The 23,688-nt window shown below is 63.5% G+C and carries 25 protein-coding genes; 3 read left to right on the forward strand and 22 right to left on the reverse strand.

From position 1 onward, the window contains the following. Positions 1–78 precede the first annotated feature (78 nt). The 5 genes from ICM05_RS04975 to ICM05_RS04995 all read right to left on the reverse strand — a co-directional run bounded on the left by ICM05_RS04975 (position 79) and on the right by ICM05_RS04995 (position 5,352). On the reverse strand, positions 79–1,569 hold the full coding sequence (locus ICM05_RS04975; protein ID WP_188023480.1) for an aldehyde dehydrogenase family protein: 1,491 nt from the start codon (positions 1,567–1,569) through the stop codon (positions 79–81). Positions 1,570–1,657: 88 nt separating this feature from the next. Continuing rightward, complete coding sequence (locus ICM05_RS04980) at positions 1,658–3,037, reverse strand: MFS transporter (protein WP_188023481.1); 1,380 nt, start codon at positions 3,035–3,037, stop codon at positions 1,658–1,660. Between the two features lie 47 nt (positions 3,038–3,084). Next, the gene (locus ICM05_RS04985) at positions 3,085–4,227 is read right to left on the reverse strand and encodes a M20 family metallopeptidase (RefSeq protein ID WP_188023482.1); all 1,143 of its coding nucleotides are present in this window, start codon (positions 4,225–4,227) and stop codon (positions 3,085–3,087) included. A 19-nt stretch (positions 4,228–4,246) separates the two neighbouring features. Then, positions 4,247–4,924 (reverse strand): DUF1028 domain-containing protein, encoded by a 678-nt coding sequence (locus ICM05_RS04990; RefSeq protein WP_188023483.1) that lies wholly within the window; start codon positions 4,922–4,924, stop codon positions 4,247–4,249. A 2-nt stretch (positions 4,925–4,926) separates the two neighbouring features. Further along, positions 4,927–5,352 (reverse strand): RidA family protein, encoded by a 426-nt coding sequence (locus ICM05_RS04995; RefSeq protein ID WP_188023484.1) that lies wholly within the window; start codon positions 5,350–5,352, stop codon positions 4,927–4,929. 168 nt (positions 5,353–5,520) lie between these two features. Here ICM05_RS04995 and ICM05_RS05000 point away from each other — a divergent pair, with 168 nt between their 5' ends. Together ICM05_RS05000 and ICM05_RS05005 are read left to right on the forward strand one after the other, a co-directional pair. Then, on the forward strand, positions 5,521–6,462 hold the full coding sequence (locus tag ICM05_RS05000; RefSeq protein WP_188023485.1) for a LysR substrate-binding domain-containing protein: 942 nt from the start codon (positions 5,521–5,523) through the stop codon (positions 6,460–6,462). Positions 6,463–6,688: 226 nt separating this feature from the next. Beyond that, complete coding sequence (locus tag ICM05_RS05005; RefSeq protein WP_188023486.1) at positions 6,689–7,984, forward strand: NAD(P)/FAD-dependent oxidoreductase; 1,296 nt, start codon at positions 6,689–6,691, stop codon at positions 7,982–7,984. A gap of 77 nt (positions 7,985–8,061) precedes the next feature. Here the strand turns inward: ICM05_RS05005 and ICM05_RS05010 are convergent, their stop codons facing one another. From ICM05_RS05010 to ICM05_RS05075, 14 genes are all read right to left on the reverse strand, one after another. Next, positions 8,062–8,553: an N-acetyltransferase gene (locus ICM05_RS05010; protein ID WP_188023487.1), complete on the reverse strand. Its 492-nt coding sequence runs from the start codon at positions 8,551–8,553 to the stop codon at positions 8,062–8,064. 71 nt (positions 8,554–8,624) lie between these two features. Next, entirely contained in the window at positions 8,625–9,029 is a 405-nt protein-coding gene (locus ICM05_RS05015; protein ID WP_188023488.1) for a hypothetical protein, read from the reverse strand. Between the two features lie 165 nt (positions 9,030–9,194). Further along, complete coding sequence (locus ICM05_RS05020; RefSeq protein WP_188023489.1) at positions 9,195–9,497, reverse strand: Dabb family protein; 303 nt, start codon at positions 9,495–9,497, stop codon at positions 9,195–9,197. Further along, the gene (locus tag ICM05_RS05025; protein ID WP_188023490.1) at positions 9,494–9,799 is read right to left on the reverse strand and encodes a glutaredoxin family protein; all 306 of its coding nucleotides are present in this window, start codon (positions 9,797–9,799) and stop codon (positions 9,494–9,496) included. The genes ICM05_RS05020 and ICM05_RS05025 overlap by 4 nt, the downstream gene beginning before the upstream one ends. 143 nt (positions 9,800–9,942) lie before the next feature. After that, positions 9,943–11,400, reverse strand: a complete 1,458-nt coding sequence (locus ICM05_RS05030) for a catalase (protein ID WP_215401744.1) — start codon at positions 11,398–11,400, stop codon at positions 9,943–9,945. Between the two features lie 76 nt (positions 11,401–11,476). Further along, positions 11,477–11,929, reverse strand: coding sequence for a Fur family transcriptional regulator (locus tag ICM05_RS05035; RefSeq protein ID WP_353055823.1), 453 nt, complete (start codon positions 11,927–11,929; stop codon positions 11,477–11,479). A 559-nt stretch (positions 11,930–12,488) separates the two neighbouring features. After that, positions 12,489–13,727, reverse strand: a complete 1,239-nt coding sequence (locus tag ICM05_RS05040; RefSeq protein ID WP_188023492.1) for a DUF1524 domain-containing protein — start codon at positions 13,725–13,727, stop codon at positions 12,489–12,491. 119 nt (positions 13,728–13,846) lie between these two features. Next, positions 13,847–14,101 (reverse strand): PLDc N-terminal domain-containing protein, encoded by a 255-nt coding sequence (locus ICM05_RS05045; protein ID WP_188023493.1) that lies wholly within the window; start codon positions 14,099–14,101, stop codon positions 13,847–13,849. Positions 14,102–14,281: 180 nt separating this feature from the next. Beyond that, positions 14,282–15,388 carry a P1 family peptidase gene (locus tag ICM05_RS05050; protein WP_188023494.1) on the reverse strand — a complete coding sequence of 369 codons (1,107 nt, stop codon included), beginning with the start codon at positions 15,386–15,388 and terminating at the stop codon, positions 14,282–14,284. Then, positions 15,376–16,146, reverse strand: coding sequence for an aspartate/glutamate racemase family protein (locus ICM05_RS05055; RefSeq protein WP_188023495.1), 771 nt, complete (start codon positions 16,144–16,146; stop codon positions 15,376–15,378). Before ICM05_RS05055 ends, ICM05_RS05050 begins: the two co-directional genes overlap by 13 nt. Continuing rightward, positions 16,143–16,907 carry an amino acid ABC transporter ATP-binding protein gene (locus tag ICM05_RS05060; protein ID WP_188023496.1) on the reverse strand — a complete coding sequence of 255 codons (765 nt, stop codon included), beginning with the start codon at positions 16,905–16,907 and terminating at the stop codon, positions 16,143–16,145. Before ICM05_RS05060 ends, ICM05_RS05055 begins: the two co-directional genes overlap by 4 nt. A gap of 2 nt (positions 16,908–16,909) precedes the next feature. Next, a complete protein-coding gene (locus ICM05_RS05065; RefSeq protein ID WP_188023497.1) occupies positions 16,910–17,878 on the reverse strand; it encodes an amino acid ABC transporter permease in 969 nt (322 codons plus the stop codon). A 53-nt stretch (positions 17,879–17,931) separates the two neighbouring features. Next, positions 17,932–18,900 (reverse strand): ABC transporter substrate-binding protein, encoded by a 969-nt coding sequence (locus ICM05_RS05070; protein ID WP_188023498.1) that lies wholly within the window; start codon positions 18,898–18,900, stop codon positions 17,932–17,934. A gap of 44 nt (positions 18,901–18,944) precedes the next feature. Then, on the reverse strand, positions 18,945–20,531 hold the full coding sequence (locus ICM05_RS05075) for an amidohydrolase (protein WP_188023499.1): 1,587 nt from the start codon (positions 20,529–20,531) through the stop codon (positions 18,945–18,947). A 149-nt stretch (positions 20,532–20,680) separates the two neighbouring features. Here ICM05_RS05075 and ICM05_RS05080 point away from each other — a divergent pair, with 149 nt between their 5' ends. Then, entirely contained in the window at positions 20,681–21,592 is a 912-nt protein-coding gene (locus ICM05_RS05080) for a LysR family transcriptional regulator (RefSeq protein ID WP_188023500.1), read from the forward strand. A gap of 27 nt (positions 21,593–21,619) precedes the next feature. On the opposite strand, the gene ICM05_RS05085 is transcribed toward ICM05_RS05080, so the two are convergent. From ICM05_RS05085 to ICM05_RS05095, 3 genes are read right to left on the reverse strand one after another with little or no spacing between them, the layout of a single operon-like run. Continuing rightward, entirely contained in the window at positions 21,620–22,819 is a 1,200-nt protein-coding gene (locus ICM05_RS05085; RefSeq protein WP_188023501.1) for an amidase, read from the reverse strand. Positions 22,820–22,863: 44 nt separating this feature from the next. Then, entirely contained in the window at positions 22,864–23,163 is a 300-nt protein-coding gene (locus ICM05_RS05090) for an SOS response-associated peptidase family protein (RefSeq protein ID WP_188023502.1), read from the reverse strand. Further along, on the reverse strand, positions 23,118–23,642 hold the full coding sequence (locus ICM05_RS05095; RefSeq protein ID WP_188023503.1) for a hypothetical protein: 525 nt from the start codon (positions 23,640–23,642) through the stop codon (positions 23,118–23,120). Before ICM05_RS05095 ends, ICM05_RS05090 begins: the two co-directional genes overlap by 46 nt. Positions 23,643–23,688 lie beyond the last annotated feature (46 nt).

The following is a 23,688-nucleotide window of genomic DNA, read 5'->3' on the forward strand; positions in this document are numbered from 1 at the left end:
AGCGCGATGCTGTTCGCGAAAATATTTTCTGAAGGTGAGCTAGATCACTTGAAGTGATCTAGCTCACCCGGGGGCGGATCAGCCCCACTGCATCCACGTGGTCTTGTAATCCGTGTAGTTCTCCAGGGCGTGAATCGAGAGGTCGCGGCCGAAGCCTGACTGCTTGAATCCGCCGAACGGCGTCGTGAAGCCCAGCGCGTCGACGGTGTTGACCGAAACCGTGCCCGCGACGAGACGCTCAGAGACACGGTGCGCGCGGCGCAGGCTCCCGGTCCACAGCGACGCTGCGAGGCCATACGGGGTCTCGTTTGCCTTCGCGATGGCTTCGTCTTCGGTATCGAAGGGAGTGACGACAGCGACGGGACCAAAGATCTCGCGGGTGTGCACCTCATGATCCGCCGCCACATCAGTCACAATGGTCGGCTCAATGAACGCCTTCGACCCATTGATCTCGGGACGGTTGCCGCCGGAGAAGATCGTGCCGTCACGACGTGCGTTCTCGATGGTTGCCCACACCGTATCGGCGTGCGCCTCCGAGACAAGTGAACCGCAGCCGGTGGCAGGATCGAGCGGGTCGCCGGGGAAGTACGCTTGCGAAGCTGCAGCGAAGAGCTCAAGGAACTCCGGGTACACCGAGCGCTCCACGAAGACACGTGAGTTCGCCGAGCAGATCTCACCTTGGTTGTAGAAACTGCCAAACGCGGCCTTCTCCGCGGCAAGCTGCAGGTCATCGCAATCAGCAAAGATGAGGTTCGAGCTCTTGCCGCCTGCTTCGAGTGCAAGCCGCTTCATGTTCGACTGCCCCGCGTACTGCTGGAGCTGCTTGGCCACTTCGGTCGAGCCGGTGAATGCAAGCATGTCGACATCATTGTGCGTGCCGAGGGCTTTACCAACCTTCGATCCGCGCCCCGTGACGACGTTGAGGACACCGGCCGGAATGCCAGCTTCGATCGCGATCTCTGCGAGCAGCAGCGTCGAGTGCGATGCCTCGACCGGAGGCTTCACCACAACGGTGTTGCCTGCGGCGAGCGCGGGGGCAAGCTTCCAGGTGGCGATTTCGAGCGGGTAGTTCCACGCGACGATCACGGCGATCACACCGAGGGGTTCCCGCGTGACCAGCGCGGTTGAGCCGGGAGGGGTGACCGGAATGAGGTCTTCCTGCTTCTCAATGGCTTCGCCGTAGAAACGATAGAGAGCGGCGGATCCCGGCGCATCGATCGCCATCGCCTCGCGCACGGGCTTGCCCATGTCGATTGAGTCGTAGAGTGCGAACTCTTCCGCACGGGCTTCGATCAGGCGGGCAAACTCGAGCAGACGCTCGCGTCGGTAGCCTGCGCCGGCGCGCGACCAGACACCCGACTCGTAGGCGGCACGGGCAGCGGCTACGGCTGCGTCGACTTCGGGTTCGCCACAATCATGGATCTGCGAGATTACCTCACCCGTCGCAGGATTGCGCTTTTCGATGGTCGAATCTGTGCTGGCGGCAACTCGGGTGCCATTGATGAACGGGCGGCCGTCAAAGGTGAGTGCAGCTGCCGCTGCCTTCCACTCGGCAAGGGTGCGAGACATGTCTCTCTACTTTCACTTCTTAGATGGGGTCCGCGGAGGCGTGCGGAATGCAGCGTGCAGCGGACTCCGGTGCATTGAGCGTGTGTGGTTATTGGTTCTCGGAGCGTTCCGGCAGGAGTTCTGCCGGGATGCGCACGGTCGCTGTTTCGAGATCCTGTTCCTTAATGAGCGGGATGCCCTTGGTTTCAGGGATCGAGACGACGGTGATGATGCCGACCACGCCAACTGCGGCCAGGAAGAAACCGGGTACGAGCATGTTGCCCGTCGACTCGAGCAGCCAGGTGAGCACGTACGGCGCGGTACCTGCAAAGAGCGCTGCGGTGAGCGCGTACGCAATCGAGAGGCCGGTCTGACGGGTTCGGGTCGGGAAGAGCTCAACCACGGTCACCGCGTGAGTGCCGAGCGTGATTGCCAGAATGAGGGCCAAGCCAAGGGTCGAGGTAAAGACCGCCCAATCCTCACCGATCGTCATGAGGTAGAACAGTGGCACGGCCAGCAGGGTCTGAGTCACCGCAGCAACCATGAGCACCGGCTTTCGGCCGACCTTGTCTGAGGCCATTCCGGCAAGCGGCACGATGATAAGGCCGAGCGCAGAAGCCAAGGTGGACAGGAGCGCGGCGCGGCCAGCATCGAAGCCGATGTAGACCTCTTGGTAAGTGAGCAAGTACACGAGCACGACGTAGAACGTCACGTTCATGAAGATCTCCATGCCACAGGTCTGGATGAACTCCTTGAGGTTGCGCTGGAACACTTCCTTGACGGGAGCCTCAGATACGACCTCAAGCTCTTCAAGCTGCTTGAAGTCAGGGGTGTCTTCGATCTTGCGACGAATGTACAGACCAACGAAGCCGAGCGGCACCGTAATCAGGAAGGGAATGCGCCAAGCCCAGTCAACAATCTGCTGGTGATCAAAGACGAGGTTCAACAGATAGACGACGAACGACGCGAGCAGGAAACCGAGCAGGCTGCCAACCTCGAGCCAGCTCACACCAAAGCCACGGCGCTTCGCGGGCGAGAACTCTCCGAGGAATGCAGCAGCACTGCCGAACTCGCCACCTGCGGCCAGGCCCTGCACGATTCGCGTCGCAATGAGCAAGATCGGCGCAGCCATACCGATGACCGCGTATCCGGGGAGCAGACCAAGCACAAGCGTTGCCAAGGCCATCGCGAGAATGACGATGGACAGGGTCTTGCGACGTCCAAGACGGTCACCAAGCCGGCCGAAGATCACCGCGCCAATCGGACGCACCAGGAACGAAACGGCAAACACCGCAAATGTTGCAAGAAGGCCAGCGGCCTTGCTCTCCGCGGGAAAGAACACGATTGCGAGTGTGCTTGCCATGTAGGCGTACACAGCCCAGTCGAACCAGTGCACGAGCACACCGATCGAACCGGCAACGACACTCTTCCTCAGGTTCCGTGGATCAACGAGCTCACTCGCGTCTCGGGTCTGTTGCGATGTCGACATTGACTATCAATTCCTTGACTAGGTGGCGAGAGAGTCCCGCCGGGGTATTAATTCCGACGCCGCGCGAGTGCGACGTCGAGGGCTGTCCAGGCGAGTGCCGTCGCGCCGTCGCGGAGCGTCTGCTCAGCGACCGGCCCCACGCACGCGGCTGCAAATTCTGGCTGGTGGTTGCTTGCAGTGCCACCGACCCCGATATAGGGGTGGATCGCGTCAACGACGAGGGAGACATTGCCCATATCGGTTGACGCTCGGTTCATCGTCGCAGCAGCCGGATCGACGTTGAAGTCACGGCCGAGCGCCTGAGCGTTTGCGCGATAGAAGTCGAGTGCCGCGTTATCAGTGCGCATCTCGGAATACCTGCCACCCTCCGGGGTGACGGTGAGCTTTGCACCGGTCGCAAGTGCGCCTGCTTCGAAGCAGTTCAGCACCCGCTGTTCGAGCGCAAGGAGCTGCTCAGTCGTTTCTGCGCGCACATACCAACGGCCCTCCGTGCGCTCGGGGATCGCGTTGGGCGCTTCGCCCCCGCGCGTCTGCACACCGTGCACACGGACGGAAGATGGCAGCTGCTGACGCATGAGCGCGATTGCGGTCTGCGCGATGATGAAGGCGTCGTTCGCGTTGGTCCCGCGCTCGGGGTAGGCGGCAGCGTGTGCCGACTTTCCGTCGTACTGAATGTGCCAGTGCGTGACCGCGAACGGCTCCGCCTCGGCCACGTCAACGGGAGCGGGATGCGCCATGAGCGCGAAGTCGAGCTCCGTAAACGCACCGCGCTCGAGCAGCTCGATCTTGCCGCCGTAGCCTTCTTCAGCGGGGGTACCGATGACCTCGACCGTCACCTCAGCTTCTTCTGCCACCTCGGCGAGCGAGATCGCCCCGCCTGCCGACATCGCAGAGATGAGGTTGTGCCCGCAGGCGTGACCGAGTCCGGGGAGTGCGTCGTACTCCGCAAGGAACCCCACGGTGAACGCAGCACCCGGATTGAACACCGCACGGAATGCCGTCGGTAGCCCGAGGTACGGCTGCTCGATCTCAAAGCCGTGAGCAAAGAGCACCGCAGCAACGGCGGCCGACGAACGGTATTCGTCCCAGCCCAGCTCGGGGTCGGCATGCAGCTGATTCGAGAGGCGGATCAGCGCAGCATCAACCTGCTGCTCTCGATCCGCGATCCGCTGTTTCAGGGTCGTGATCATCGGTCTGTTCCGTTCTGGCTTACTCGTCGCCCGGAACGCCGTACGACGGTGCAGCGTCGGGGTTCAAGCCACGGCTCACGTAGTCGTCACGCTGTGGCAGCCACTCAGTGAGGGCATCGCGCAAATCAGTGATCGGGTGCTCTGACCAGTCGACGCGAAGATCGGTCACGCGCCAGCCAGCGTTGCTCACAACAGCGATGCCGGCCGAGTGCACCGGTCCTTCCTCGCCGCCTGCCGCGATGGCGGCCTCGAGCGCTGACATCAGACGTTCCTCGATACGACCGCTCGCCGACAATGCCGTGTCTACGAGAGCGTCGAGCACGTCAAGGCTTGCGAGCATGTTGCCACCGGCCACCGCGTTTTCACGCACCGCAGCGCCAAAGTTGCCGAGGGCTCGGCCACCAGAGAAGACCGCTGCTCGGCCAGCGTTGTCGAGCGCGAGCAGCTGGCGGTAATCGATGGTTGCCGGATCCGCTCCCGCAACCACCACATCAATCGCGGCCTGCGCCGTACGGCCGCTCCGCAGTTCCTCGATGAGCTTGGGACCGAGGCGCGGATCAGTGACGTTCTGCGAGTGTGCTCCGCCGACTCCGTCAGCGAGGTTCACACAACGTGCCGCCACAGCGGGAGACGACGACGAGATCGCCGAGCCGAATTCCCCCGTGATGGGATCGCGCAGGATCAGTGAGAAGGTCATCGCTACTTCACCTCGGGAATGACCGCGGTCGCGTCGATCTCAACGAGCCACTCCGGGCGCGCAAGTGCCTGCACGACGATGCCGGTCGAAACGGGGTACACGCCCTTGAGCCACTTACCAACGGTGCGGTAGACGTCCTCGCGGTAGCGGGGATCAATGATGTAGATCGTGACCTTGACGATGTCTTCGAGCTTGGAACCTGCCTCTTCGAGGAGCATCTTGATGTTGTACATCGCCTGCTCGGTCTGCGCGGTGACATCGCCGATGCCGACAGACTCACGCGTCTCGAGGTCCTGACCAATCTGACCGCGGAGGTAGACCACGCCGTTCGCAACAACTGCCTGGCAGAGGTCATTGTCGAGGTTCTGCTCGGGGTACGTTTCCTTCGTATTGAACTTACGAATACGGACGTGGGTCGTTTCAGACACGGTGTCTCCTCATTGAGTGCTCTGATGCTCGGCATCACTGGCGCTAATTCGCCTTTCCACCTATTCTCAGAAGCATCACTATATCTGTAAAATAGGCAAAATATAGCTAGAGCATCTGGTAAACAGATGCAGCCATAAAGTGCCAGATCACCAGGCAGGGGCTCAACGATGACCCAACGTTTTTCCATCACACTCACCCAGCTCAGCTACTTCATCGAGTGCGCAAAGACGCTCAATATGACAGTGGCCAGCCAGAAGCTGCACGTCGCGCAGTCGGCGGTTTCGACCGCGATCTCACACCTGGAACGCTCACTCGATACGACCCTCTTCATCAGGCAGCATTCCAAGGGCCTCATCCTCACGCCCTCAGGGGAACATCTGTTGCGTGACACCCAACAGATGTTCGGAATGCTCACCGACACCATCGACTCCATCAATGCCGAACGCAATGAGGTACGCGGCTCGATCACCGTCGCGGTGTTCAGCACGATCGCACCGTTCATGATTCCCCAGCTCGTGGACCGGGTACAGCAACGCCACCCGCAGCTCGAACTCGAGATCATCGAGGGCGACTATGAAAGCAACCTCGCAGCGGTGCGCGGCGGTCGCGCAGAGATTTCGGTCGGCTATGCGCTCACCGACGCGGAGGGGATCGAACGCGAGACCGTCGGCAGCGTGCGACCCTACGTGCTCTTGCCAGTCGATCACCCGCTTGCCAACGAGTCGATGATCGAGCTGGCCGAGCTCGCTGACGACCCGTTCGTGCTCCTCGACCTCCCCGACAGCAACGACTACTTCCTCGACATTTTGCGCGGCGCAGGCGTCACGCCGAACCTCGCGTACCGCAGCTCAAGCTACGAGACCGTGCGCTCAATGGTCGCCACGGGCCTCGGCTACACGATCCTCAATCAGCGGCCGCGGATCAGCCAGACCTACACCGGGCGCAGCGCCGTCGCAGTGGAGATCCTTGGCGACGTCCCGAGCCTCATATTGACGGTGTCGTCACTCGAACAGCTGTCACGTTCAGCACGTGCACTCGCGGTGACTGACATCGTGCGTGAAATCGTGGCCGAGCAGCCCGGTCGCGCGGTCGGGAAAGCTGGGGAGTGAACCCGATCCACCCCGAATTAGGCAATCAGATGGAGCGTAAGTTGATCATCACTTGAGGTGATCCAGTGCTCCGAAAACGCATATTGGCCAACACCGTCTGGGGTGTTGTTTGCTTAGAAACAGCCCAGGATACAGAGCAATTCCTGTATCCGCACGCAGTCGATCCGCGCTGACGCAACCGACTGCGCAACGGCAGTACGACTAATTTCTGAGCGGAGAACAACGCATGTCGAGCCAAGAAATCGAGGCCACCGAAGTCCTCGTCGTCGGCGCTGGCCAAGCCGGTGTCGCACTGAGCGAACACCTCACCAAACGTGGAATTTCGCACATCGTACTCGAGCGCGATCGCATTGCAGAGCGCTGGCGTTCCGAGCGCTGGGACTCGCTGGTCGCGAACGGTCCGGCATGGCACGATCGCTTCCCTGGCCTTGAGTTTGCGGGAGTCGACCAGGACGAATTCGCTCGTAAGGATCGCGTCGCCGAGTACTTCGAGGAATATGCGGCAACGTTCAACGCCCCGATCCGCACCGGTGTCGAGGTGACCTCGGTTCGCAAGCGCGAAGGAGCAGCAGGGTTCGCGGTCGAGACCTCGCAGGGCCCGATCCAAGCGAACTACGTTGTGAGCGCGACGGGCGCCTTCCAGCTGCCCGCGATCCCCCCGCTGGTGCCAGCGGAGAGCAACATCACCCAGCTTCACTCGGCGCAGTACAAGAACCCTGACCAGCTTCCCGCAGGCGGCGTGCTCGTCGTCGGAGCTGGCTCGTCGGGCGTGCAGATCGCAGAGGAGCTGCGTCGCGCCGGCCGCGATGTCACGCTCGCTGTCGGGCCGCACGATCGTCCGCCCCAGCGCTACCGCGGCCGAAACTTCGTGTGGTGGCTCGGCGTACTCGGTCTCTGGGAGGCTGCGACCCCCGCTGAGGGCGCAGAGCACGTCACCATCGCGGTGACCGGTGCGCGCGGTGGCTACACCATCGACTTCCGCAACCTGGCGAACGATGGTATCCGCCTCGTTGGCCGCGCCAACGCGTTTGCCGACGGCAAGATGCAATTCGGCACTGACCTCGCAGCGAACATCCGCCGCGGCGACGCGAACTACCTCGACCTGCTCGAGCAGGCAGACGAGTACGTGAAGCGCACCGGGATCGATCTGCCCGAGGAGCCTGAGGCGCACATTATTGGCGCGGATCCAGAATGCATGACCAACCCCACCCTCGAGCTTGACCTTGCCGAGGCCGGCATCACCTCGATCGTGTGGGCGACCGGGTTCCGCACCAACTATGACTGGCTGCAGGTCGACGCATTCGATGAACAGGGCCGCCCCGCTCACAAGAAGGGCGTCTCAACCGAGGCTGGCGTCTACTTCCTCGGTTTGCCCTGGCAGTCACGCCGCGGATCGACCTTCATCTGGGGCGTCTGGCATGATGCCGGGTACATCGCCGATCAAATTGACATGCAGCGCGGATACCTGCGCTACGAAGGGTCATCGCGACCCGTCTTCGACGAGGCGCTTGCCTCGGCGTAGCTCACACCGTGTTCCCCAATGGGCGTCAGGCCGTTCAGGCCTGGCGCCCATTTTCGTTTGATCTTTGTCCCAGTTGCCTAAGCCAGCGACAGCAGGTATGACTGCATCGGATACCCAGCGGTCGCGTGCGGAGTAGGTTCCCCCGCAGCTACGAAGCCGGCCTTCACGTACAGCCCGACAGCACGATCGTTCGTGGTCTTCACCTCAAGCTTGAGGCTCGCGTAGCCTGCCGCCTGCGCGTGCTGGATGGCATCGGCCAGCAGCGCGCTGCCGACGCCTCCGCCTGTACCCGCCGGATCAACAGCGAGGTAGTGCAGGTACGCCTGTGTCGGTTCATCTGGAATTGTCTCGACCAGTGCGAAGCCGTCGCGCGGCGCGGTCGCCACTGCGAAGCGGACAACGCCTTGCTCTGCGAATGCATCACGCACGCGCTGCGCCATAACGGGCGCATCTACGCTGCCATCGCGCTCGCGAAGCGCACTCACCCAGATTTCCGCCGATCGCTCCACATCCTGGGGTACGAGACCTTGGCGGATCGAGATATCGCTGCGCTGCTGGGGTTCAGTCATGTACACAAACTACAGCCCCGCGGTAGGCACGGCGCTCACGTTTCTCCTACCCCGGCCTCGTGGGAAGGCTCTTATTCTGCTTCATCCGCGAAAGCAACCACTTCTAATCCCCACCCAGATGAATCGCCCAGATGCGATGCCGTCCACTGGTCAAGCGGAGCCCTCAGCCGCTCCAAGGCCCTCGGATGAGTCGGGTCTGCCCGGTACGCAGCTACCGCAGCCGCTCCCTCCGTGCGCAGCCAGAGTTCAACCGCTTCGTCGTATTCGTCACATTCGTCGTACACGTCGTGTTCGTCGTGCTCATATGAGTCGTCCGGTTCAGTCGGATCGTCCTGCGCATCCCTGTTCCACTGAATGAGTTCAGCCCGCATCTCTTCGAGAGTCTTCCCTTGAGAAGGGTGTTTCCGGTATTCAGCCACCGCAGCAACGACCTCGGTGCGCAGCCAATGTTCGCTTGCTTCCTCGCGCTCATCCATCCCGAGAATGTACCGCCGCAATCCCGCAGGCAACAGGGCTGACGCAAAACATGCCGAGAACTGACCACGCCCCCAACACGCAAAAGTGCCCCGGGTCAATAACCCGGGGCACCGATCGCTGGCCCGATCCGCGCCCCATCAGTGTGGGCACGAACCGTCAAGCAGTTAGACCGTGAAGTCGGTCGCGACGCGTGCGACCGCGTAGCCCTTGATGATCGCGCCAGCCGCGACGTGATCGGGGTGCGTCGCGTACGCTGCGAGGCCCTCGGCGTCGTCGAACTCGGTGATGAGGGTGACGTCGAAGTTGTCGCCGTCGAAGAGCTCGTTGCGGTAGACGTTGATCTTACGCAGCGAGGGCACGAGGTCGATGAGCGGCTCGAGCGCAGCGATGATCTCGGCTGCCTGCGCATTGCGCTCCTCGAGGGTTTCGCCGCCGAGCTTCCAGTTCACGATGTGCTTGAGGGTCATGAGTTCTCCTTGGGTGAGCGGCGGCCGACCGGCCACCAGGATTTAGCGGCCTTTTCGATGCTGGCCGTGAAGCGCGCAGGATCCACGCGCCAAATCGAGTGGCGCTTGCCGTTGATGAGCACGACCGGAATGCTCTCCGAGTGCTTCCGCGCGAGCGCCACGTCTTCGAGAATGTTGAGTTCCTCAAAGTCAGTATCAAGGCCGTTATCGGCGAAGTCGGCACGCACACCGGCAATCACCTCGCGAGCATCGTCGCAGAGGTGGCAACCGGGCTTACCGATCAGAGTGATCGAAACAGACACACGGTAATTCTATGCGGGGCTGGGTGATCCGCGTCCCAGCTGGGTCTCGGCATTCGCGCGCGGATCGTTCCAAGCGCAGAAACGCCAAGGGCGGCGCGGACCGAAGTCCTGCGCCGCCCCGTGCGGTTCTGCGTTACTCGTGCTTACTTGTACGAGTCGCGGAGGAGCTGGCCGAGGCCTGCGTCCACGTTGGTCCAGTACTGGAAGAAGCGCTCACGGATGTCATCGATCGTGATTGCCTGAGCCTGGCCCTTGAGGGTTGCCTGGATGCTTGCGCGATCCTCGTCCGAGAACACGTCACGGTAGAGGATGCCAGCCTGACCGAAGTCATCATCATCCTTGCGGAGGGTCGCTGCCGAGCGAACGAGCTCGCCGTCCGACTCCCAGCTGCCCTCAACGCCAGCCGCTGCGTCAACAGCGGGGCCGCCTGCTGCACCGAACGAGTTCGGGTGGTAGACGCGCTGCGATGCCGACGGGAAGTGGTACTGCATGTTGCCCTGGTGCATGTAGTTGTTCGCCTCGGTTGCGCGGGGCTGGTTCACCGGGAGCTGGTTGTAGTTCGTGCCGACACGGTAACGCTGTGCATCGGGGTACGAGAATACGCGAGCCATGAGCATCTTGTCGGGCGAGATGCCGGTGCCGGGAACCTGGTTTCCGGGCGAGAACGCTGCCTGCTCGATCTCCGCAAAGAAGTTCTGCGGGTTACGGTTCAGGGTGAAGGTACCCACCTTGATACGGGGGTAGTCAGCCTTGGGCCAGGTCTTGGTGAGGTCGAAGGGGTTCAGACGGTAGGTCTTCGCCTCCTCGTACGGCATGACCTGAACGTAGACGTCCCACTTGGGGAAGTCACCCTCGGCGATTGCATTGAAGAGGTCGCGACGGTAGTAGTCAGCGTCGGTGCCAGCGATGCGATCCGCTTCTTCCTGGCTCATGTGCTCGACACCCTGCTGCGAGAGGAAGTGGTACTGCACCCAGAAGCGCTCGCCCTCAGCGTTGATCCACTGGTAGGTGTGCGAACCGTAGCCGTTGAGGTGACGCCAGGACTTCGAGAGACCACGCGGGCCCATGAGGTAGGTGACCTGGTGTGCCGACTCGGGCGAGAGGGTCCAGAAGTCCCACTGCATGTCAGCGTCGCGAAGTGCCGAGTCGCCCAGGCGCTTCTGCGAGTGAATGAAGTCAGGGAACTTCATGCCGTCACGGAGGAAGAAGGTCGGGGTGTTGTTACCCACGATGTCGAGGTTGCCCTCGGTCGTGTAGAAACGCAGCGAGAAGCCGCGAACGTCACGCCAGGTATCGGGCGAGCCCTGCTCACCAGCAACCGACGAGAAGCGGAGGAGCGTCTCGCTCTTCGCACCCTTCTGGAATACTGCAGCGCGGGTGTACTTCGAAACGTCTTCGGTGACTTCGAACTCACCGAAGGCGCCGCCGCCCTTTGCGTGCGGGTTACGCTCGGGAACGCGCTCGCGGTTGAACGCTGCGAGCTTCTCAACGAGGTAACGGTCGTGAAGAACGGTGGGGCCGTCAGCACCAACGGTGAGCGAGTGCTCATCGCTAGCGATGGGGGTACCGGTCTGGGTCGTCGTGATCTTCTGCAAGGTCACACCTTTCGGTTCGCGGTGGATTAAATGGTCGTGAAAATTGCTGGTCGCGGGGCGGCTTGTGTGTGCCGTGTTGCGCTTACGCTGCGGCCTGAAGCGCTTGGCACGCACCACAGATACCGCGGTAGGTCACCTCGGCGGTGCGGATCGCGAAACCAAAATCATCCTCAGCACTGAGGCATGGCGCCGCACCCACCGCACAGGGCACGTCGCGAATCGCGCCACACTCTGTGCACACCAGGTGATGGTGGTTGTCATGATGTGAATACTCGTAGTGTGCCGGGTGGCCGGGAAGCTCGATCTTGCGAGCGAGACCCACCTCTTCAAGTGCCGCGAGCACACCGTATACGGCTTGCAACGAGGTGCCATCGAGGTCTTTGCTCACCGCGTCGAAGACGTCACTGGCGTTCCAGTGATCGCCGCGAGCGAGCACGGCGAGCACGGCCCTGCGGGGGCCGGTCGACCGCAAACCGGCGTCCTTCAAACGAGTACCGAGTTCGGTGTCGCTGAGGGAGATAGCTGCGTGGTTCACGCTTCCTAGCTTACCGCAGTTTTGAGTTATTCAAAAGAGGGAGGGTGTGGGGCGGCGTGGCTGGCGGGTTTCAAGACCGGCCGGGGCTTGGTTCGCGCCTGGATTTGCCGGAGATATGCGTTCGGCCGTAGATATGCGATTTGAGGCGATTTTCCGCATTTTGACGGCGGAAAACATATCTCCGGCGAGGCCCTCCGTGTACTTTCAGGGCTTCGGTAGTACTGAATCCAGTGATTCGATACCACCGAAGGCGTGATTTCTGACCGAGGGGTCGCCCGCGCGCACGCCACTCTGCAGGAACAAGCCAAGGGCAAGGTTGGCCACGTGGCCAACCGCGGCAGCCCCAATGAGGCACCCCTCAACCAGTTGGGAGCTACCTATTGCGCTGCCGCGGGCCACCTTTCGGCGCCCTTGCCCGGGAGCTGAATGGGTAGGCAGAACCTTGCGCGCTGTCCACCGAGATCTAGAAATCGGCCGTCGTTAAGACAAATCCAGGAGAATGAGCCTGAACGACGGCCGATCTGCAGGAATAGCCCCGGAGTAGGGCTGACAGCGGGAGTTACTCGCAGCCGACGCCGTCGCCATCACGGTCGAGCTTGCGCGAATAGCCAGCATCGCCCGCATAAATTGGAGATGCGCCAGCAGCTCGCACCGCGTCACAGTTCTGGTAGAACACGTCGGTCGGCACAGGGGCCGGGGCTGGCGCAGGTGCTGGTGCAGGCGCGGGTGCCGGCGCGGGTGCGGGTGCCGGCACGGGAACAGGATCCGCCGCCTTGGTGACCTTGACCTTTGCGGCAGTGAGCGCGTCTGCCGATGTGGGAGCCAGCTCATCGGGGCAGGACGAGAGGACGTTCTGCATCGCGCTCTTCTCACCCTGCGTGACCCAGAGCGAGTAGGTTGCCTTCACCGTGATCTGACGCGCGACGTACTGGCAGCGGAACTGCTTGTTTGGAGGGAGCCAGGATGCGGCATCCTTGTCACTCTTGGCACTATTGGTCGGGCCGTCGACGGCCAGCAGATTGATGGGGTCGTTCGCGAGTGCGACGCGCTGATCCTGAGTGAGCTGCTGCGCACCCTTCTGCCACGCGTCCGAAAGCGCGACAACGTGGTCGATCTGGACCGCAGTCGAGGTGGTGTTGCCGCGGACGAAGCCGATCTGGGTAGCGGTGTAGGGGTCGGCGAGGGTTCCGGTCATTACCTTGCACGGCCCCTGTAGGGTCTCGGCAGTGAGATCACGCTGAAGAATGTCGTTGCGGGTATCGCATCCGTTGTGGTCGACGTCGAGCCAGGCGGTGCCGAACTTTTCTTTGCGGTCGTATCCGGTTTTGGGCGAGCGCCCCTTCACCGCAAGGCCATCGAGAAGGTCTACCGCGAGGATCGTCTCGCCAGCTGCGGGTGCCTTCGCAGGCTTCTGCTCGGTGACAGGCTCGGGCTCCTCAGTGGGCTCTGAGGTGAGTTCAGAGCCGTCTCCCGTTCCCTCAGAATCTGCGACGCCAGTCGAAGAGACAGCGTTTGAGGCGGGTCCCTCGTCGCTACTCGTTGCAGGCGGCATGAAGCCAACGCTCGAGAGCAGCAGGGCGAGGCCGAGGGCAGCTGCGACACCACCACCCTTTCGACCGCCTGGGATGCGCGCCCACGAGCGGCGCTTGAGCGCGAGCACGTAGAGGCCGGTCACGAAGACGAGCAGGCCGACGGCAAGAAGTAGACCAGGCCAGCCGCTCGTAGCCAGCGCTCCGACGAGGAAGATTGCGAACAGCAACCACAGAATTGCTTGCAGGATAATTCCCGCAATACGCATCGGAGATCGAGTTGATCGTGGGGTTTCGTTCTCAAATCCCGGAGTTGTCATCCAGCAATCCTGGCATGCCGAATGACAGGAAACTCATTGGCTAGGAATGCCGGGCGAGTGGGGGCTTGCTAGCGGGGCGGGCGATCCGTACCTTCAGCGGTGCCGATAAGCATCTTGCGCCCAACCAGGTGCCACACGATGAGCCCGAACAGCGGGACGATCGTGACAAAAATCACCCAAATGGTCTTGATCAGGATCGGCTCGGGGCTGGTGCTCAGAGGTGCATATGATGCGTCGCGAATATCGATCAGCACTGCGATCCACCACAACAGCAGGAGCGCAACGGGAACCAAGGTCGCGAGAAGCACAGGAACGGAAAACATTGCCAAATGCTAGGTCTTTGCAGACTCACTGTCCAGGGTGTGAAGGAGACTGCCCCCAGTTCCACTCGGAATGGGGTGGTTTGAGGCGGGCTGGCAGGTGACGATGTCGCTGAGCCAATGCGAGTGGGGGGGCAGAGCGCAGAGCGCAGAGCGCGAGTCCTGCACCCGGCCCCCAGCGCCCTAGTTCAGCTCGGTCGCGCCAGCGGCCGCGAGGCGGCGGCGCACCTCCTCGATCGGAATCTCGTAGCCTGCACGGCCGGTGGGGCCGAACGCGGTTGTCGCCCGCAGGATCGAGTTGATGAGCGCCTCCTCGACGGCAAGCATGGTCGCGTGAAACATCGGCGACAGGTCGTTGTCGTTGGGGGCGATAGCCGGATCCGCCACTGAGAAAGCGATTGCATAGTCACCGCTCCCCTGGTCATAGTCGGCGCCAACTCCGCGCATTGCGTACGCTGCACGGCGCGCAAGTCGCTCAAGCTGACGCGATTCGAGCGGCGCATCGGTCGCGACGACGATCATGCACGAGTTGCCGATCGTGTCGGCAGTCGTGCCCTCAAGCATCTCGGCGGCTGGCATCGGAACGCCAGCGATGCGCAGCATGCCGGTGAAGTTGCTCTGCACGATCGCACCAACGGTGTACTCAGGCGCGGGCGCGCCAGCGCCGTCGCCACCAGCAGACCCGATCTTCACGCGGCGCGACGAGGTGCCGATGCCGCCCTTGAAACCGAGCGCGGTGGTGCCGGTTCCGGCGCCAACACAGCCCTCGGCCACGGGTCCGGTGACCGCGGAAGCAAGCGCTTCGGCAACGTGCTCGGGGCCGACGGGACGATCGCGGATCGCCGACAGCGCCCCATCATTCGTCTCGCCAACGACCGGGTTCAGCGTCGTCGTCTTCTCGTGGGCGGGAGTGGTGAGCAGCTCTGCGACGAGCGCGTCTGCGACGCGGAATGCCGACAGCGTACTCGTCAGCAGAATCGGCGTCTCGATCGCGCCAAGCTCCTGCAGCTGGGTCGCACCGACAAGTTTGCCGTAGCCGTTGCCCACCGCGAGCGCGGCGGGCAGGTGCCGACGCTCGTTGGTGAGCTGGTCGGGGACGATCGCGGTCACACCGGTGTTGTACTTCTCGCTGATGATCGTCGATTGGCCGATCCGCACGCCCGGCACATCAGTGATGGCGTTGAGTGGGCCACGAGCGTACTTGCCGGCACCAATGCCGAGTTCGTCGAGTCGGGGGCGCGGGTTAGTTCCCGCTGCCGAGCTTGCGCCCGGGGTCTCTACACGCTCCATGCGCGCTGCTCCTTCATAGTTGCGGGATGGGCGCTTCCGCTGAACGCCCAGTCCACGACGGCGTGCGCGAGCACGTCCGTTGAGTCGATGAGTGGCACCTCGAGGTGCGCACTGCCTGCGAGGGCGACGGGAATCTCGGTGCACCCCGCGATCACCACGCCCGCCCCTGATTGCGAGAGTTCGGTCACGGCCTGCTCGAGCAGCCGGGTTGCCTCGGCGTCCTGTGGCTGCTTTTTTACGAGGCGGATCGCGTCCATCACGTTGCTCTGCAGCCGTTCGTCTGGCAGCATCACGGCGACGCCACGCTCTGCAAATGCCTGCTCGTACAGACGGGCGCGGATCGTTCCATGCGTTGCCAGGATGCCAACGCTCCCACCTGCCTGCAGCATGCCGAGTGCGCGGTCGCGGGTGGCCGCGATCATGTCGAGTACCGGGACGTCCACCGCTGCGCGGATCTCTGGCAGGAACGCGTGCGCCGTATTGCACGGCACGGCGATGACGTGAGCGCCGGAGTTTTCGAGGATCCGCGCCCCATCAGCAAGCTGCCTACCGGGGTGTGGGCCGCGGTCAACGAGCGCGCCGGTGCGGTCGGGGATGGTGGGGTCGGACCAAATGAGGGTGCGCAGGTGGTCCTGGTCGCGTTCGGCTGGCGTGATCTGGACGATCTTGCCGTAGAAGTCCGCGGTAGCCGCGGGCCCCATTCCGCCGAGCACGCCGACGACGCGGCGCGCACCCTCAGGGTCGGCAGCGAGTGTCATCGCACGCGCTCCAGGAACCCGCGAATGCGCTGCGAGTCGGTCGCCGTGAGGACGCTCTCTGGGGTGCCGGTCTCGAGCACTCGTCCCTCGTCGAAGAAGCTCAGCGTATCGCCGACCTCGCGGGCGAAGCCGATCTCGTGCGTGACCACGATCATCGTCATGCCTTCGCGAGCGAGCTGCTTCATGATTTCGAGGACCTCGTCGACCAGCTCAGGGTCAAGCGCCGAGGTGGGCTCATCGAAGAGGATGAGCTCGGGGTCCATCGCGAGCGCGCGGGCGATCGCCACGCGCTGCTGCTGGCCACCGGAGAGCTGATGCGGGCGCTTGTGCATGTGATCCGCTAGCCCGACGCGAGCGAGCTCACGCTCAGCACGTGCGTTCGCATCAGCGCGCGACATGCGCTTCACGTGAATGAGGCTTGCCGCAACGTTCTCTACCGCGTCGTAGTGGTTGTAGAGGTTGAAGCGCTGGAACACCATGCCGATGTGCGAGCGGAAGCTCGAAAGCTCCTTATCGGACCACTGGTGGTACTTGCCATCGCGCAGCTCGTATCCGACCTGCTCGCCGCGCACGAGCAGGCTGCCGCCGTCGATCGTTTCGAGGGCGTTGATGGTGCGCAGGAAGGTGGACTTGCCTGAGCCCGAGGGGCCAATGATGCAGCTCACCTCACCGCGGCGAACGGTGAAGTCAACACCGCGGAGTACTTCGTGCTGGCCGAACGACTTCCGGACGCCATGCGCTTCTACGAGGATGTCGTTCATGGTCAGACCTCCGTCAATTCTTTGTTCTTCTTGCCATTTCGCGGGAGCATGATTGCGCCGGTCGCGACTTTGAGGAGGCGCTGGCTGAAGCCAGGGCCACGCACGAGATGGACGCGCTCCTCACCGAAGCGCTTCTCGAGTCGTGACTGCAGGTAGGTCGCTACCGCGGTCATGAACATGTACCAGAGGCTCGCAACGATGAGCAGCTCGATGATGAGGTTGTTCTGCTTGTAGATGCGGCTCGCGTTGGTCATGAGGTCGTTGCCAGCGACGACGACGATGAGCGAGGTCGTCTTGAGCATCGAGATGAACTCGTTGCCCGTCGGCGGGATGATGATGCGCAGCGCCTGGGGCAGCACGATGAGCTGCATGGTCTGGCGGTGCGTCATGCCGCCGGCGAGGGCCGCCTCACGCTGACCGCGATCGACCGCCTGGATGCCGGCGCGCACGGTCTCTGCGAAGTACGCTGCGAGGTTCAGGCCGAGGCCGAGCAGGGCCGCAACTGATCCGCTAATGAGCTGGTTCGTATCCCACCGCATGCCGATCTCCGTGAACGGAATCTTCAGCGTGATGTACGGCAGCAGGAATGCGAGGTTGAACCAGAAGATGAGCTGCACGAGCACCGGGGTGCCGCGGAAGAACCAGATGTAGCCCTCCGCAATCCAGCGCAGCACGGGGTTCTTGGACAGCTTCATCACTGCCAAGATCACACCGAGCACGAGACCAACAATGGTGGCGGCGATACTCACCCAGATAGTGACCAGTACGCCGTCGAGGATCGTCTTTGAGAATAGGTATTCCCACACGCGGTTCCAACGAATGTTCTCGTTGAAGATCACGATCGACACGGCCCACAGCACCGCCGCGACGGCGATTAGACCGACGATCCATCGACCCACATGGAGTCGTGGCGCGATCTGGATCTGCGCGCCGTTTGCGCCGGGGAAGGGCGCTGTACGAGTCCCGCTCATAGCTGGGGTCCTCTCCTATTGTTGGTTGTCGTGCTCGGTGTGATGCGGGGCGCTTACGCGCCGCCGTTAATCAGCGCCTCGTCGACTGCCATGCCTTCAACGTCCCACGCCTTGAGGATTTCAACGTAGGTACCGTTGTCGATGAGCTCCTGGAGCGCAGCCTGGACGGCCTTCGCGAGCTCAGGGTTTGCGTTGTCGATGCCGAGGCCCCAGAGGCTCTCGCCACCCTCGATGGCGACAGCGTCCATCTTGTTTTCGGGATCCGCCGCACGTGCCGCAGCTACGGGGTAGTCAGTGATCGTCGCGACTGCGCGACCGCTCTGCACTGCGAGGTTTGCTGCCGAGTCACCGTCGAACGCGAGGATCTCGTAGGGTGCCTTTCCAGCGTCTTCACACGCGGTCGAGAACTCACCAGCGAGCACCGCAGACGAACCTGAGTCAACAACCGCGACGATCTTGCCGCAGAGATCTTCAGGCTTCGCAATCTTCTCGGGGTTGCCGGTCGCAACGAGGAACGCGTTGCCCGCGCTCACGTAGTCAACGAAGGTGGTGGTCTCGCGACGCTCTTCGTTGTCGGTCATCGAGCTGACGAGCACGTCGTAACGCTTCGAGATGAGACCCGGAATCATCGAGTTGAATTCCTGATCTTCCATCTTCATCGAGACGCCGAGGGTGCGCGACACCGCGTGCGCGATTGCGGGGTCGACACCGATGATGCCGACGTTGTCGCTCGCCCACTCCTCCATGGGAGGGTAGCCAACCGAGGTGACCCAGGTCAGGCCGTCCTTCTTGAACTCATCGGGAAGCAGCGCAGCGACCTCAGCCGAGGGCTCGATGCCCTCGATGATGTCTTTCGCCTTCTCCTCGTCGTGGACCGCCATGAACTCGACAGCTGCGCTGTCCGAGCCCGAGTCCTTGTCATCGCCTGACAGCGACTGGCCACCGCACGCGGTGAGGCTCAGCATTGCGAGGCTGGCAGTCAGGACACCTGCGGTCTGCAGGAATCGAGTGCTTTTCTTCATGGTGTTTCTCCTTTGAACACTGGGTTTCGGGGGCGAGGCCGCAGTTAGCGGGACTCGTGCACGATGCGGCCGTCAACGACGACGGTGCGCACCTGCAAGTTGGGGATTTCGCGCGGATCGACGGCGAAGATGTCGCGATCCAGGACGACGAAGTCTGCGAGCTGGCCAGGCGCAAGGCGGCCAACCTGGTGGCCGAGATTCGCCGCGTCAGCACCGGCCGCGGTGAACCGCTGCAGTGCCTCGAGCAGGCTGATCCGCTGCTCCGGCTCGCGGCCGCCAGCCGGCTCACCCGCGCGGTTCTCGCGGGTGACCGCGGCGTGCACGCCGAAGAGCGGGTTCGCGGGTTCGACGGGAGCGTCCGAGCCGAAGGCGAGGAGCGCTCCCGAGTCGATCAGCGAGCGCCACGGGTAGTGAGCGATATCGCGGTCACCGATGAGCTCGTGGCTCAGCGGGAAGTCAGTCGTGCAGTGAATAGGCTGCAGCGAGGCAACAACGTTGAGCTTCGTGAACCGTTCAACGTCTGCCCACTGGAGGTGCTGACCGTGCTCAACGCGGTTCAACAGCCCCTGCTCTGCGGCGAGCGCGGCCACGCGTTCGTAGGCGTCGAGGACGTTGGTGTTGGCCCGGTCGCCGATCGCGTGGGTGGCGACGGCAATGCCGTTGCTCACCGCCTGTTCGACCTGCGCGCAGAGTTCCTCGAAGGGCACGATTGCGATGCCGTGATTGCCAGGTTCGTCGACGAAGTCCTCGTGCATGAACGCGGTGTGCGAGCCGAGCGCACCGTCCGAGTACAGTTTCACCGGGCCCTCGGTGATCCACTCATCGCCGTCACCGGTACGGCGACCCGCTGCGATCGTCCGGTCCAGATCCGCGGCCGCACTGCCGAGATGGGCGCGGATCCGCAAGCGACCATCGGCCTGCAGCCGCAGCATGCCCTGGCGTACGTCGTCACCGTCGAAGTTCGTGATGTGGGTGATGCCGACCGCGAGCAGCTCGCGCTGGGCGAGGTCGAGGCTCTCGTGCAGCGTGCTGATGAGTGCGGCCTCTGACAGGTCGCGGATCTCATCCATCGCAGATTCGAAGAGCCAGCCCGTCGGCTCCCCCGCCTCGTCGCGATCGATGCGCCCGCCGACGGGGTCTGCCGTGTTGCGGTCGATGCCCACCGCTGCAAGGCCTGCCGAGTTCGCCCAGACCGAGTGCCCATCAACGCTCGGGAGCGCAACAGGGCGGTCGCCGAACACGGTGTCGAGGCGTGCGCGGTGCGGGGTTTCGCCGTCGGTCCACTGGTTCTGGTTCCAACGGCCGCCGAGTACCCACTCGCTCCCGGGATGTTCAACCTTCCACACGCGAAGCAGGTCGAGCGTCTCTGCAAGCGAGGTCGCCTCGCGCAGGTCGGGTGCTTCGAGCTCGCGCGCGAGGTTGCCGATGTGGAAGTGCGCGTCGTGGAAGCCGGGGAGCACGATGCCACCCTCGAGCTGCACGGTCTCGGTGCCTTCGGGGCTCTGCGCCCGCAGGTTTTCCTCGGTGCCGAGGGCAACGATCCGCCCATCGGTCACGAGCATGGCGCTCACAGTGCTGGCATCGCTCTCCAGTGTGTGGATTGCAGGATGCAAGAAAAGCGTGGACACCATAAGGATCACTTACCCTTTCGAAATCACCGGTGAGTTCGTCGTTCGCCTCAGATTAGATCAGGAAGCACGCATGATTCCACCTGAGGGGTCAGAGAATTCGCTATCCTGAGCATCAGCATTACTTACGCTCAACGCCGATCGGAGATCCAATGCTCAACCCCGTTCACCTGCGCACCCTGCTTGAGGTGGTGCGTCTGGGTTCGTTCGCAGCCGCCGCCAACCGCCTCGGCTACACCCCGTCGGCCGTCTCGCAGCAGATGACCGCGCTCGAAAGCGACTCGGGCATCAAGCTGTTTGAGCGCGGCGCCCGCAGCGCCCGCCCGACCCGCGCAGCCGAGGTCATGGCCGAGCACGCGGTCGCGGTACTCAGCGAACTCGACTCCCTCATCGAGGCGGCGTCTGGCATCGACCGTGAGACGAGCAGTGAACTCCGCATGAGCGTCTATGCGAGTCTCGCGCACCAGATCTTCCCCGCGCTCCTCGCAGAACAGCTTGCTGACGAGCCCTCGCTCGCGATCCGCCTCACGGTGCGGGACCCATCACCGGCCGTACAGGCGCTGCGCAGTGGCGAGGAGGTCGACGTCTCCCTTGTCTACCGTGTGGGTGACAGCGGCCTCTCCTGGCCCGACTCCGTGCGCGCGGTGTATCTCGGCGAGGATCGGTACCGCGTCCTCGCCCCCACCAGCTGGCACCTCCACGAACAGGAAACCGTCACGCCCGAACAGCTCGTCGGCCGCGCCTGGGTCATGCACCACAGCGGCAATAGCGATAGCGACGAGATCGAGAGCCTGTTCGCGGCGCAGGGCCTCAAGCCGCGCACCGTCGCTCGCTGCGACGACTTCGCCGTCACTGCAAAGCTCGTCGCGAGCGGATACGCCGCCGCCTTCGTCCCCGAGGCAGCCCTCCGTGATCTGCCGCCGGGCGCGAGCATTCTGCACGTGCCGGAGCTCATGCTCGTCCGCCATGTGTGGGCGCTCTGCTCCCAGCGCGGCATGCAGCAGCCAACCCAGCGCCTGCTGCAGCGCCTCCGCGAAACGCTCGCGGCCACGGCACTGAGCTAGCTGGGTTGGTGAGTGGCGGATCCGCCCCTACGCCAACGCCGGCAGGACCGGCGCAAGGCCAGCCGCTTCGAGCGCAAGCCCGAGCGCGAGCACGTGGTCTTCCGTGAGACCGGTGATGAGGAAGTTACCAATCGCGAGCGAGGCAAGATTGAGCGCCGACGCGGGGATCGTGTACAACCCGAGCAGATTGCGGTAGTCGACCTCGTCATCCGTTGCACGTGGAACGGGCAGGCCCAGCACGGGGCTCACCACCGAGGTCACGCCCTTCATCTTGCACTCGACCAGCACACGGTCGCGGATCGCGCCAAGCGCAGCCATGCGCTCCTCGTACTCGGCTGCCTGGACACCCTGGGTGTTCGCCATCTTGGCGGCAACGTTCGGGTCGTAGTCATCCGCCAGCCGCGGGTAGGTTGCCGCGTGCGTCCGCGCGATCTCCGCGCGGAACGGCGCCCAGAACTCGTCCTCAATCTCCTCGAGCGGGAATTCGAGCGCGACCGGCTCGACACCGAGGCCTTTCAGGAGCTCGAGCGCTCGGGGATCGGGGTCACCGAAGAAACCGACTTTCTCGGGCAGCGCGCGCTCTTCTCCCGAAGACACTGCGCCGTGACGCACTGATCCGCGCCCTGCCGAGCGCCCCGCGCGCATCGCCTGCCATGCCGCATCGACCAACTGCACCGTGCCCGCCATCGGCCCAACCGTGTCAAACGATGGGCACAGCGGGAAGACCCCGGCAAGATCGAGCGAGCCATTGCGCGGGCGCAGGCCCACCGTCGCGGTGCATGCGGCGGGGATGCGGATCGACCCAGCCGTATCCGTTCCCAACGCGATATCACTCACTCCGCCCGCGATGGCTGCGGCGCTGCCGCCGGAGGATCCGCCGGGGACGTGGTCTGGGAAGCGCGGGTTCGGCGTTCTGCCGTGCCACGGATTGTCACTGCTCACGCCGTATGCGAACTCGTGCAGGTTCACCTTCGCGTTGACACGTGCACCGGCGGCTTCGAGCGCCGCGACAACGGGTGCCGTGCGCAGGGCAGCCTCGCGGCCAAGCAGCTGCGAACCGGCGGTCGTCGGGACACCCGCGACGTCGATGTTGTCTTTCACCGCGAGGGTGAGGCCAGCGAGCGGGGTTGCTTCGGGCGCTTCTGGGCACTCCGTGCCCTCCGCACTGTCTGCTGCGAGGTCGATCGCGGTGATGACGATGCCACCATTGGCATTCTGTGAGCTCATGCGGAACACGCTATCGGTTTCGGCTGCCTTGCCATAGCCCCAAGTCAGAACAGGGTGGGCGGAGCTTCTGGGGTTCGAGCGGCCGACCCGCGCGCCGTGCGATTGACGCTCCTGGCCTGCTGCACCGGGCCTGCTGGGATCATCGCGCGCGAAAGTTCCTCTGACCAGGCAACCGAGGCGAGCGCGAGCTCTCGGTCACCGGGCTGGGTCGGGTCGAGCCAGGCCTCGTGCATCTCGGGCGGGATCACGAGCGGCATGCGGTCGTGCACGCTCGCGGCCTCACCGACCGCACTGCGCGTCACCATCGAGTAGGTGACGAGATCTGAACCGTCGGCGTCCTGCACGGTCGAGGTGATCGCGGCGATGCCGAAGGTGCCCCCCCCGTCGGATGTTCAAACCGCACCCCCTTCTCCACGTACCAGCTCGCGGGAATGATCGCCCGGTGCTGAAACTCCGATGACCACGACTGCAGCAGCCTGTCGCTGCGCGAGTTGAACGCCGAGAACTTCACGGGGCCGGTGCTGTTCTTCCAGATCCACCACCAGGCGAAACGGAGCTCGCGGTCGAACGCGGCAGGGCCGGCAGCCGCGCCTGCCGCCGTGCCCGCCGCGGAGCCTGCCGCCGCCACTCCCGCATCTCCAGCCGCGAGGATGATCGGGTTCAAATTCCGAGCATTCCGGCCAGTGATCTTGGCATTGCCCTGCTGCGACTCCCACCAGCCAGCGAGTTCAAGCGTCTCTGCCTGGCCATCGAGCGGGACGAACGGCTGGCCGTCGATACCGATCGCGGATCCGCCATGTCGAAGTCCCGTTGATGCGCACATGCCTTCAGGGTACGTCGCACCACCGACATCGTCGAGGGGTCACAAG

It is taken from the genome of Leucobacter sp. cx-42 (genome assembly GCF_014529985.1).
GTDB lineage: Bacteria > Actinomycetota > Actinomycetes > Actinomycetales > Microbacteriaceae > Leucobacter.

Bases quoted from the DNA above. Each gene is read 5' to 3' on its own strand.
- ICM05_RS04975 (WP_188023480.1), bottom strand. From the start codon at position 1,569: ATGTCTCGCACCCTTGCCGAGTGGAAGGCAGCGGCAGCTGCACTCACC.
- ICM05_RS04980 (WP_188023481.1), bottom strand. From the start codon at position 3,037: ATGTCGACATCGCAACAGACCCGAGACGCGAGTGAGCTCGTTGATCCA.
- ICM05_RS04985 (WP_188023482.1), bottom strand. From the start codon at position 4,227: ATGATCACGACCCTGAAACAGCGGATCGCGGATCGAGAGCAGCAGGTT.
- ICM05_RS04990 (WP_188023483.1), bottom strand. From the start codon at position 4,924: ATGACCTTCTCACTGATCCTGCGCGATCCCATCACGGGGGAATTCGGC.
- ICM05_RS05000 (WP_188023485.1), top strand. From the start codon at position 5,521: ATGACCCAACGTTTTTCCATCACACTCACCCAGCTCAGCTACTTCATC.
- ICM05_RS05005 (WP_188023486.1), top strand. From the start codon at position 6,689: ATGTCGAGCCAAGAAATCGAGGCCACCGAAGTCCTCGTCGTCGGCGCT.
- ICM05_RS05010 (WP_188023487.1), bottom strand. From the start codon at position 8,553: ATGACTGAACCCCAGCAGCGCAGCGATATCTCGATCCGCCAAGGTCTC.
- ICM05_RS05015 (WP_188023488.1), bottom strand. From the start codon at position 9,029: ATGGATGAGCGCGAGGAAGCAAGCGAACATTGGCTGCGCACCGAGGTC.
- ICM05_RS05020 (WP_188023489.1), bottom strand. From the start codon at position 9,497: ATGACCCTCAAGCACATCGTGAACTGGAAGCTCGGCGGCGAAACCCTC.
- ICM05_RS05040 (WP_188023492.1), bottom strand. From the start codon at position 13,727: ATGCGTATTGCGGGAATTATCCTGCAAGCAATTCTGTGGTTGCTGTTC.
- ICM05_RS05045 (WP_188023493.1), bottom strand. From the start codon at position 14,101: ATGTTTTCCGTTCCTGTGCTTCTCGCGACCTTGGTTCCCGTTGCGCTC.
- ICM05_RS05050 (WP_188023494.1), bottom strand. From the start codon at position 15,388: ATGGAGCGTGTAGAGACCCCGGGCGCAAGCTCGGCAGCGGGAACTAAC.
- ICM05_RS05055 (WP_188023495.1), bottom strand. From the start codon at position 16,146: ATGACACTCGCTGCCGACCCTGAGGGTGCGCGCCGCGTCGTCGGCGTG.
- ICM05_RS05060 (WP_188023496.1), bottom strand. From the start codon at position 16,907: ATGAACGACATCCTCGTAGAAGCGCATGGCGTCCGGAAGTCGTTCGGC.
- ICM05_RS05065 (WP_188023497.1), bottom strand. From the start codon at position 17,878: ATGAGCGGGACTCGTACAGCGCCCTTCCCCGGCGCAAACGGCGCGCAG.
- ICM05_RS05070 (WP_188023498.1), bottom strand. From the start codon at position 18,900: ATGAAGAAAAGCACTCGATTCCTGCAGACCGCAGGTGTCCTGACTGCC.
- ICM05_RS05075 (WP_188023499.1), bottom strand. From the start codon at position 20,531: ATGGTGTCCACGCTTTTCTTGCATCCTGCAATCCACACACTGGAGAGC.
- ICM05_RS05080 (WP_188023500.1), top strand. From the start codon at position 20,681: ATGCTCAACCCCGTTCACCTGCGCACCCTGCTTGAGGTGGTGCGTCTG.
- ICM05_RS05085 (WP_188023501.1), bottom strand. From the start codon at position 22,819: ATGAGCTCACAGAATGCCAATGGTGGCATCGTCATCACCGCGATCGAC.
- ICM05_RS05095 (WP_188023503.1), bottom strand. From the start codon at position 23,642: ATGTGCGCATCAACGGGACTTCGACATGGCGGATCCGCGATCGGTATC.